The organism is Pseudoalteromonas sp. UBA2102, from assembly GCF_002331165.1.
Classification (GTDB): Bacteria; Pseudomonadota; Gammaproteobacteria; order Enterobacterales; family Alteromonadaceae; genus Pseudoalteromonas; species Pseudoalteromonas atlantica.
The window spans coordinates 1-8332 of the sequence record NZ_DCYU01000140.1; the positions used below are offsets into that span (position 1 = coordinate 1).

General features: G+C 41.2%; 11 protein-coding genes. 7 read left to right on the forward strand and 4 right to left on the reverse strand.

Annotated elements, in window-relative coordinates; genetic code table 11:
* Positions 1 to 83 precede the first annotated feature (83 nt).
* Positions 84 to 593, forward strand: a complete 510-nt coding sequence (locus B2R65_RS17885; RefSeq protein WP_286744901.1) for a hypothetical protein — start codon at positions 84 to 86, stop codon at positions 591 to 593.
* A 53-nt stretch (positions 594 to 646) separates the two neighbouring features.
* Here B2R65_RS17885 and B2R65_RS17890 read toward each other — a convergent pair whose 3' ends face one another.
* The 3 genes from B2R65_RS17890 to B2R65_RS17900 are packed head-to-tail and all read right to left on the reverse strand — an operon-like array spanning position 647 to position 2467.
* Positions 647 to 1258, reverse strand: a complete 612-nt coding sequence (locus B2R65_RS17890; protein ID WP_286744904.1) for a hypothetical protein — start codon at positions 1256 to 1258, stop codon at positions 647 to 649.
* Positions 1245 to 1817, reverse strand: coding sequence for a sigma-70 family RNA polymerase sigma factor (locus tag B2R65_RS17895; protein WP_085065520.1), 573 nt, complete (start codon positions 1815 to 1817; stop codon positions 1245 to 1247). The genes B2R65_RS17890 and B2R65_RS17895 overlap by 14 nt, the downstream gene beginning before the upstream one ends.
* Before the next feature lie 14 nt (positions 1818 to 1831).
* On the reverse strand, positions 1832 to 2467 hold the full coding sequence (locus B2R65_RS17900) for an energy transducer TonB (protein ID WP_286744907.1): 636 nt from the start codon (positions 2465 to 2467) through the stop codon (positions 1832 to 1834).
* A gap of 145 nt (positions 2468 to 2612) precedes the next feature.
* On the opposite strand from B2R65_RS17900, the gene B2R65_RS17905 reads away from it, so the two are divergent.
* Both B2R65_RS17905 and B2R65_RS17910 read left to right on the forward strand, forming a co-directional pair.
* Positions 2613 to 3119, forward strand: a complete 507-nt coding sequence (locus B2R65_RS17905) for a DUF3087 domain-containing protein (protein WP_054983855.1) — start codon at positions 2613 to 2615, stop codon at positions 3117 to 3119.
* Positions 3120 to 3153: 34 nt separating this feature from the next.
* Entirely contained in the window at positions 3154 to 3603 is a 450-nt protein-coding gene (locus tag B2R65_RS17910) for a low molecular weight protein-tyrosine-phosphatase (RefSeq protein WP_024031596.1), read from the forward strand.
* Between the two features lie 42 nt (positions 3604 to 3645).
* On the opposite strand, the gene B2R65_RS17915 is transcribed toward B2R65_RS17910, so the two are convergent.
* Positions 3646 to 4758, reverse strand: a complete 1113-nt coding sequence (locus B2R65_RS17915) for an energy transducer TonB (RefSeq protein WP_286744910.1) — start codon at positions 4756 to 4758, stop codon at positions 3646 to 3648.
* Positions 4759 to 5214: 456 nt separating this feature from the next.
* On the opposite strand from B2R65_RS17915, the gene B2R65_RS17920 reads away from it, so the two are divergent.
* The 4 genes from B2R65_RS17920 to alaS form a co-directional block, all read left to right on the forward strand.
* Positions 5215 to 5838, forward strand: coding sequence for a GTP cyclohydrolase II (locus tag B2R65_RS17920; RefSeq protein ID WP_024031598.1), 624 nt, complete (start codon positions 5215 to 5217; stop codon positions 5836 to 5838).
* Between the two features lie 80 nt (positions 5839 to 5918).
* A complete protein-coding gene (locus tag B2R65_RS17925; RefSeq protein ID WP_286744915.1) occupies positions 5919 to 6707 on the forward strand; it encodes a BPSS1780 family membrane protein in 789 nt (262 codons plus the stop codon).
* On the forward strand, positions 6707 to 7159 hold the full coding sequence (locus B2R65_RS17930; protein WP_004587512.1) for a regulatory protein RecX: 453 nt from the start codon (positions 6707 to 6709) through the stop codon (positions 7157 to 7159). Before B2R65_RS17925 ends, B2R65_RS17930 begins: the two co-directional genes overlap by 1 nt.
* A gap of 19 nt (positions 7160 to 7178) precedes the next feature.
* Positions 7179 to 8332: alanine--tRNA ligase (gene alaS / locus B2R65_RS17935; protein WP_286744918.1), on the forward strand; the 1154-nt coding region annotated here is incomplete at its 3' end.

Genomic DNA, 8332 nt, shown 5'->3' on the forward strand with positions numbered 1-8332 from the left:
GCCAAAATTAGTTGACCACTACAGGGCACTTAGTTGAGTACGTAGAGCCTAAAACAAAGAAAGGCCAGGCTTTAATTCGTGCAATGCATAGCAAGTTTGATCCTATTTATCTTATCGAAAATATGACTTTTGATTGTATTCCTTATTTCTCACTAGAAGACAGAATACATATTTTTGAGAATAGTGAAGTCAGCGATGAGAACAAGTTGTTGGCAATTGCTAGTTTGAGTGATGAAGAATTTAAAAATCCTAAAATAGATACTATTTATCTAAGCTCTTTAGCTTGTAAGATGCAGTTTGATGGAGTCAAAGAAGCTAACATGGTTAAGTTGGCTTCAGAACTAGATACTGATTATGATTTAATAAAGCTTCTATCCTGTCAAATCGATTTATTATCTGGGGGGAGGGTGCTAGAAATCTGTGGTTTTTCCACAGAACAGATTGCAAAAATTAATACAGCTAAAACTCACTTTGAATTACCAAACTCTGAAGAGTATGATGTTTTTGCTTCATTGATGTTAGATAAAAAATTGATTAAAAGAAAAAAAATCACTACAGCAAATAAAATTAGAGTCTATCTAAATAATTTATGAAATAACAAGCTAGTTGGTGGTAATGATTTTTAAATTACCACCACCCAAACCACCTAAGCCCTACACTGCCTAACCCCAACTCCCGCATGTTTAAGCGCTACAATCTGCCCTTTACCGTTATGCGCCATAGCCAGCATATCGCCCGTATTTAGACCTCTTTCTACCGCATGCTTACCCTTTAAATCACTGAGCAGTGACTGCTTAATTTGCACCAGTACCTCGTCATTACAGCTGGCTATGTACCAGTCGTTATCAACCTTTACGAGTGTGCCGTATTCTAAGTGGCGTTGTTGGTGTAAGCGCAAGCTATTAGCATGTTGAGTGTCGAGTGCGTGTTTTTGCTCGGTAATGGCGCTTGTGTAACTGCCTGATGGGGTTATTTCGTGGGTTTTAATAATTGAGTAGTTGTGAATATCGATAGTGTTAAGCACCGTTTTTGGTGCGTAGTTAATGCCATTGCTGTTATCAAATACAATAAATGCGAATACGCCCAGTGCGCAGGCAAGGCTGGTTAACTGTAGCGTAAAACTAAGCCTTGAGGGCTTTTTATGGCTGGCATTATTAAGTAACGCTTTTTTTTGGGAAGCGCTGAGTGTAGTGCGTGCTTTTCGCTCTTTGTAGTGTTGAGTGAGCTTTTGATCAAACTGCTCATCAGGCTTGTTCATTGTTTGCTCCTAATAAACGTTTAAGGTTTTGCTTGGCATAGCGCAGCCTTGTTTTTACGCTCTCATGGTTGCTTTGCGTTATAAGCTCTATGTCGGCAAGGCTAAAGCCTTCTTGTTGTAAGGTAATGGCTTCGCGTTGCACAAAGCTCAGTTGCTTGAGTGCGCTATCGAACGCTTGGTAATTTATATTGCTAATACTATTGTTATTACCTTGCTCATTTTGCTGCGCAGGTAGGTGGGTGTTTTCGTCAAGCTCTACAAAGCGCTGCTGTTTGCGGTATTCGTCTACTAATGTGTTACGTGCGAGTTTAAATAACCACGCTTTTGGCGTGGTTTGAGCTTGGTAAAGGTGGCGTTTTTCGATTACTTTTAGCCAGGTTTGTTGGCTTACGTCGTATGCTAAATGCGTATTAGATTGCGTCACCAGGTAGTGGTATAAGTCGTTACTGTATAAGGCAATAAGCTGCTCTAAGTGGCGGTTGTCGCCACTTTTTGCGTAACTTGCCATGCAATCCTTGCTTGGCGTTTCAAATAACCATGACTTAATACTGAGTAGCATAGGCGTTTAGTCCGTTAAATAGAGTTATCTAATTTAAAATCGAGCTGTACGGTTTGATCTGTTTGTAATTGTGCCACACCTTCTATTACTTTGGGGCGATATTTCCAGCGTTTTATGGCTCTTATTGCTTCGCGGTCAAAGGTGCGTTTGGGCTCGGCGTTTATTACCACTGGGTTTATTACTTCGCCGGTGGGCGAAATACTAAAGCTCAGTTGTACCCAGCCTTCTATGCCATTGCGCGCGGCAGATGTTGGGTATTTTGGATTTATGCGCACTATAGGTGTTGCATCGCCTGTTGGGCGGTTAATAGTGCTATTTATATCATCTCCAAAATCATCAATAGTGATTGGTGTTAATTCGTTAATCGCTATTACAGGGTCGTTTGAGGTATCGACTGGTGGCGCTTTAGGCGGCGTTTTTGGCACAGGCGGTGGTGGCTGTATTTTTTGTATATGCCTTACTTGTGAATCCTCTGGTGCCTGAAAAATCTCTACAATAATATCCTCGCCGAGTTTTATAGGTGCGCGCTGCTCGCCACTAATTAGGTATTGCATAAATGCAAAGGCGGCAAAGGTCATTACTGCGCCGCCAATAACGGCGGTTGATGTTTTAATAAATGCTGAATTATTGGGTACTTCAAGTGTGTGCATAAGCCGCTCCGAGTAAACTTATTGGGTTGTTTAAAAGCTATAACGGGGGGCAAATCAAAAAGGGGTTAAATAATTTTATAAAAATTGCGGGGTTTAGTTACAATAGCGTTCGCTATATTTTTACTTATTAATTTTTTAGGCTGTTATGCAACTCATACAAATAGATAAAGCACGTTACCGCAAACATTTAAATAGGGTAATTGTAGGGTGTGCGGCGGGTTTAGCTGTTGGCAGCTTGGCTATATCGCAAACGTTAATTGCGTTGTTTCCTGATGAAAGCGGGAGTCACTTTCATTGGAATTTAACCGGTGTTGTTATAACAAGTTTAGCTATTGGCTGGCTGTTAAATAAATACCGTACCCATAGTTTTATGACCGAAGTGGTATATGTGTGGGAGCTTAAACAAGCGCTTAATAAAATAACCCGCAAAATGCCAAAGCTAAAAGCGGCAGGGCGTGAGGGTAATGCCGATGCATTGTTAGCGATTCATTATAGTTATGCGGGCTCACGGCTTTTATGGCAGCTTGACGATAACACCATTACTATGGATGAGTTAGCTATAAAACAAGCCGAGCTTGATAGTGTGGCGGCCAAGTATAACCTGACTTTAAATGCCGATGACTATAACGAGGCTATATTAAAACAGTTTTAAAGCCAAGGTGGTTAAATTAGCTAAAGGAGCCTTAATGAAAAAAGTACTGATAGTGTGTTTAGGTAATATTTGCCGCTCGCCCACAGCAGAGGCGGTGTTAAAAGCGCGTGCTAAAAAATTAGGTGTTGAGGTTAAGGTAGACTCGGCAGGGACTATTGGCTACCACGAAGGTAAAACGCCAGATAGCCGCTCAATGGCTGCGGGTGAAAAACGCGGTTATAGCTTTAAAGGTATATTTTCGCGCCCAGTGCGCAGCAGCGATTTTACTGAGTTTGATTTAATTTTAGCGGCCGACACACAAAACTTAGCTGACTTAAAAGCGCAATGCCCCACCCATTTACATTACAAGCTGGCATTGTTTTTAGAATACGGCGAGCAAAGCCAAAGCGCCATACCCGACCCATACTACGGCGGCGATGATGGCTTTGAAAATGTGCTCGATTTAATTGAAGCCGCAAGCGATAAAATACTCGCAAAGCTTTGAATAAAACTACCTGAACAAAAAGACGCTATAATACCTTGCGTGTTATCTGGCTATTTTAAAGTCGAGCTGTACTTGCGTGCTTGCAACAACGGGTTGGCCGTCTTCAAATTTTGGTGCATAACGCCACTTTTTAAGTGCTGTAAGTGCGGACCTTTCAAACTCTTTACCCCCTTGTGAGCTAACTACCTCTGGGTTTTTAACAAAGCCTGCGGTATCTACGTCAAATTCAACAACGACAATACCGTCTCGCATTTGGCGTGCTTTGTTTTGTGGGTACTCAGGATTTTTGCGGTATATAGGTGTTTGCTCTTGTGTTTTTTTCCACGGCACCATTTTAGCAATTGCTAAACAATGCTTAGTGGCTTGTTCGCTTTGGCCTGTTTTTTCGTAAAGGTTAACAAGCTTTGAGTGCGCAGTAAGCTCAGCGCTGTGATCAAAGCTTAAGTTGTTATCAAATACCGATACAACATGGTTTAGTCGTTCAATGGCTTCATTGTATTTTTTCTTACCTTGAGCAAACGACGCCATTAAAAAGTCGGCTTTAATGCGCTCTACGGTGTTGTCGTCTAGGTTATTACGGTAGTAGTCATCGGCTTGGTTAAGCAGTGTTTTAGCTTTATGGTATTTTTTATGAGCAAATTTTTTGGCAAGCAGCGAGGCTGCTTCAAACTGCATGTCGGCAACAAATTTAGGGTTGTTTTGTGTTTTAGCAATCTCAATTATACGGTCGTAATCGTTATCGGCTTGATAGGCCGAGCGGGTGTTTTCCGCCTTGCCTATTAGGGCATCGATTGTTTCTATTGCATTTTTACCGTGGTTATTTGCCAGTATTGTATAGGCTTGCGAGTAAAGTTCGAAGCGTTGCTCTGATACATTTTTTTTGTCGTTGATAGAGCGCGGCGCTGTAATTGCTTTGGCGTAATTAATAGCAAGGCTTGCGGTGTTATCACTTTTATCACCATAAAGCGCAAGGCCTGTAGTATAGGCATGTTTAGCCGCTTGCTCTATGTTTTCGTCTTTTTTAACAGCCGTTAAATAACTTTGGTATGCATCAGAAAAGGCGGCTTTATCATCGCTTACTTGGCTTGCATTGGCCTGGCTTGCAAAAGGCGTAAAGGTTAATCCGATAACTAAGGCGAGGTGTTGTGCTTTCATAATAATCCCTATTAGTGTTCAATCTAGAAACAAAATACCACAAGTGATAATGGTTTTCATTATCTTTTGAGTGGGCGCTTGCTTATAAAACTAACTAATTACCTAACTACCAATGTGCACTAAGCTGTAACTAATTTTCGTCATTAAACTGTACTAATAGTGCCTGCTGAGGTAACTAGGTAACACCGTTTTAGCTTTTTATAGGTGCGGTGTATTAACTTAATGTATAAGCAGCGTGGTAAAAGTAATAAAATTAAAATAGCAAATGCGTTCAAGTTTGTCATTGTTTTGGGGAAATAGCCCTAGGTAGTGGGAGTTTATTGCATATTAAGATTGAAAATAGCCTGTGTAATCGCCATATATTTGCCATAAACCTAGTGTACTACGATCTAACTTTAAACATTTGTGATATTATCACTTTATGGTGTCGTAGTTATTTAATTATTTGGATTTGTCGTGGCGCAAGTAAGAGCAAGAGCCCAGCTTAATGTTGGCAAAAATAGTGATATTCCCGCAGAAATAGTGTCTTTTAGTGGCTTAAAAGACGGCCAAGAACACGTTGCGTTTGTATTTAACAATGCTGATGTAAATCAAAATGTGCCGCTTATTCGCATGCACTCTGAGTGTTTAACCGGTGATGTGTTTCATTCATCGCGCTGCGATTGTGGCGAGCAGTTAAATGAGTGTATTGAAATGATGCACGAGCAAGGCGGGGTGTTATTGTATTTACGCCAAGAGGGCCGAGGTATTGGTTTATATAATAAAATTGATGCTTACGTGCTGCAATCTCAAGGTATGAACACTTACGAGGCTAATAACCACTTAGGTTTTGCCGACGACTTACGTGATTTTTCGGACGCGGTATTAATGCTCAACGCACTTAATTTAAGCCATGTTAAATTAATGACCAATAACCCTAAAAAGCTTAATGCATTAAAAGATGCCGGCATTGAAGTAGACACCGTTATTGGTACCCACGCGCATATTAAAGCAGGCCTTACAGGTAACAAAGCTTACCTAGAAACCAAAATAAAACACGGCGCACATATGTTAGATATTAAAAAAATTAAAAAACCTTAACTATTTAATCATGTAGTGTCTGTTAATCCCCCCTCACGCCAAGTTATACTTGGCGTGTTTTGTTTAACTTAAGAGCCAGTATGTCTAACGAATTACGAATTTTTAAAGCCGATGCCGGGCTAAAGTGGTTTAAAGCCGGTTGGCATATTTTTAAAACCCAGCCATTTACCTTTGTAGTTATGCACTTATTAATAGGCATAGTGGGCATACTGTCGTTATTTTTACCTTTGCTACAAGTTGTTGCGGCACTTGCTACGCCTTTTTTAACCGCCGGTTTTTATCAGGCGGTGCTTAGCAAGCAGCAGGGAGGTAAAATTATGCTCGCCGACATACTCAAACCCTTTAGCGCAAAAGGTAACCGTTTAGGGCTACTACGTTTAGCGCTTTACCAAATGGGAGCGGGTATTTTAATGGCCTTATTGGCTAATGGCTTATTTGCCGATGCCGTGGCTATTATGAGCCAAGAGGGGCTTGATCCTAACATTGCGCTTGAGCAAACCTTAAATAGTATTTCGGGCGCCAGTGTGGTGCTATTTTTAGTGGTAATGGCGGTGTATTTAATGGCGTTTGCTTACGCGGTACCGCTTATTTATTTTAGTAAAGAAAAACGCATTTTAACGGCGCTTAAAAATTCGCTATTGGTTTTTTATCATAACCTGTTCGCATTGAGTGTTTTTGGCATTATTTGTGTGTTATTTATGGCGCTTTCTATGTTCTTATCGTTCTTACCGCTGTTGATTTTAATGCCAATTTGCTACATTAGTTTCTTTGTATCTTATCAGGCTATTTTTATGCCAGTTGTACCGCCAAGTGACGATAGCAATGTTAAACCACTTAGCAGTGAACAAAGCGGGCGCTTTGACGCTTAATGGATGATAAGTTAAAACAAAAACTTAAAAACTATGTACTGTGGTTACTTGGGCGCCAAGAGTATTCGCGCCGCGAGTTAACCTTTAAGCTTCAGCAAAAAGAAGCCAGCGACGAGTTTATAGAAACCCTGCTTAATTGGTGCGAAGAGCACAATTTTATTAACGAGCAACGTTATTGCGAAGGGTTTGTCAGAAAACACATTTTTAAAGGCCATGGCTTAAAGCGCATTCAAAGCGAAGCCATAGGCAAAGGGATTGACCGTTCACTACTTGAAAGAGTGGTTGAAGAGCTTGAAATAGACTGGTTTGAGCTTGCGCAGGAAGCGTACAACAAAAAGTATTCAACTACACCGGCCAACCTCGAGTACAAAGATAAAGCTAAGCGCGTGCGCTACTTAATGTACCGAGGATTTAGCTACGAACAAATTGATTTTGCAATGCAAGCACAGTAAATACAGGTGAGATTTTCACATGCAGCACATGACTACGGCACAACTTAGGCAACAGTTTTTAGACTTTTTTGCCAGCAAACAGCACCAAATTGTCCAATCGGCTTCACTTATTCCGGGTAACGATGCCACGTTGTTATTTAACAATGCCGGTATGGTTCCTTTTAAGGATGTGTTTTTAGGCGCCGAAACTCGCCCTTACACGCGTGCTACAAGCGCACAGCGTTGTGTGCGTGCTGGTGGTAAACATAACGATTTAGAAAACGTAGGTTACACAGCGCGTCACCATACATTTTTTGAAATGCTAGGTAACTTTAGTTTTGGCGATTACTTTAAACAAGACGCTATTAAGTTTGCGTGGGAGTTTTTAACTGAGGTTGTTAAATTACCACAAGAAAAACTACTTGTTACTATTTATCACGACGATGAAGATGCATTTGGCTTTTGGCACAATGATATTGGCCTAAGCGAAGATCGTATTATTCGTATTGCTACCTCAGATAACTTCTGGTCAATGGGCGATACTGGCCCGTGTGGCCCGTGTTCTGAAATATTTTACGATCACGGTGAGCACATTTGGGGTGGTCCTCCGGGCTCACCTGAAGAAGATGGCGACCGCTTTATCGAAATTTGGAACCTTGTATTTATGCAGTACAACCGTCAAAGCGACGGTACTATGGAGCCGCTGCCTAAACAATCTGTTGATACAGGTATGGGCCTTGAGCGTATTGCTGCTATTTTACAAGGCGTGCATTCAAACTACGAAATCGACTTGTTCCAAGGCTTAATTGCAGCTGCGGCAAGTGTAACTAACGCACAAGATTTAAACGATAAGTCGCTACGCGTTGTGGCGGATCATATTCGTTCGTGTGCGTTTTTAATTTCTGATGGTGTTATGCCATCAAACGAAGGCCGTGGTTATGTATTGCGTCGTATTATTCGTCGTGCAGTACGCCATGGTAACAAGCTTGGTGCACAAGGTGCGTTTTTCTATAAACTGGTTGCAGCGCTTATTGAACAAATGGGCCAAGCTTACCCAGAGCTTGCAAAGCAGCAAGAAATTATCGAAAAAGTACTGCGCATTGAAGAAGAACAATTTGGTAAAACCCTTGAGCGTGGCTTAGCTATTTTAGAAGAAAGCCTAAGCGAGCTTAAAGGCGATGTTATTCCTGGTGA

What these genes read in the sequence shown, in the direction of transcription:
- B2R65_RS17900 (WP_286744907.1), bottom strand. Translation starts at nt 2,467, where the DNA reads ATGCACACACTTGAAGTACCCAATAATTCAGCATTTATTAAAACATCA.
- B2R65_RS17890 (WP_286744904.1), bottom strand. Translation starts at nt 1,258, where the DNA reads ATGAACAAGCCTGATGAGCAGTTTGATCAAAAGCTCACTCAACACTAC.
- B2R65_RS17895 (WP_085065520.1), bottom strand. Translation starts at nt 1,817, where the DNA reads ATGCTACTCAGTATTAAGTCATGGTTATTTGAAACGCCAAGCAAGGAT.
- B2R65_RS17910 (WP_024031596.1), top strand. Translation starts at nt 3,154, where the DNA reads ATGAAAAAAGTACTGATAGTGTGTTTAGGTAATATTTGCCGCTCGCCC.
- B2R65_RS17885 (WP_286744901.1), top strand. Translation starts at nt 84, where the DNA reads ATGCATAGCAAGTTTGATCCTATTTATCTTATCGAAAATATGACTTTT.
- B2R65_RS17915 (WP_286744910.1), bottom strand. Translation starts at nt 4,758, where the DNA reads ATGAAAGCACAACACCTCGCCTTAGTTATCGGATTAACCTTTACGCCT.
- B2R65_RS17925 (WP_286744915.1), top strand. Translation starts at nt 5,919, where the DNA reads ATGTCTAACGAATTACGAATTTTTAAAGCCGATGCCGGGCTAAAGTGG.
- B2R65_RS17905 (WP_054983855.1), top strand. Translation starts at nt 2,613, where the DNA reads ATGCAACTCATACAAATAGATAAAGCACGTTACCGCAAACATTTAAAT.
- B2R65_RS17930 (WP_004587512.1), top strand. Translation starts at nt 6,707, where the DNA reads ATGGATGATAAGTTAAAACAAAAACTTAAAAACTATGTACTGTGGTTA.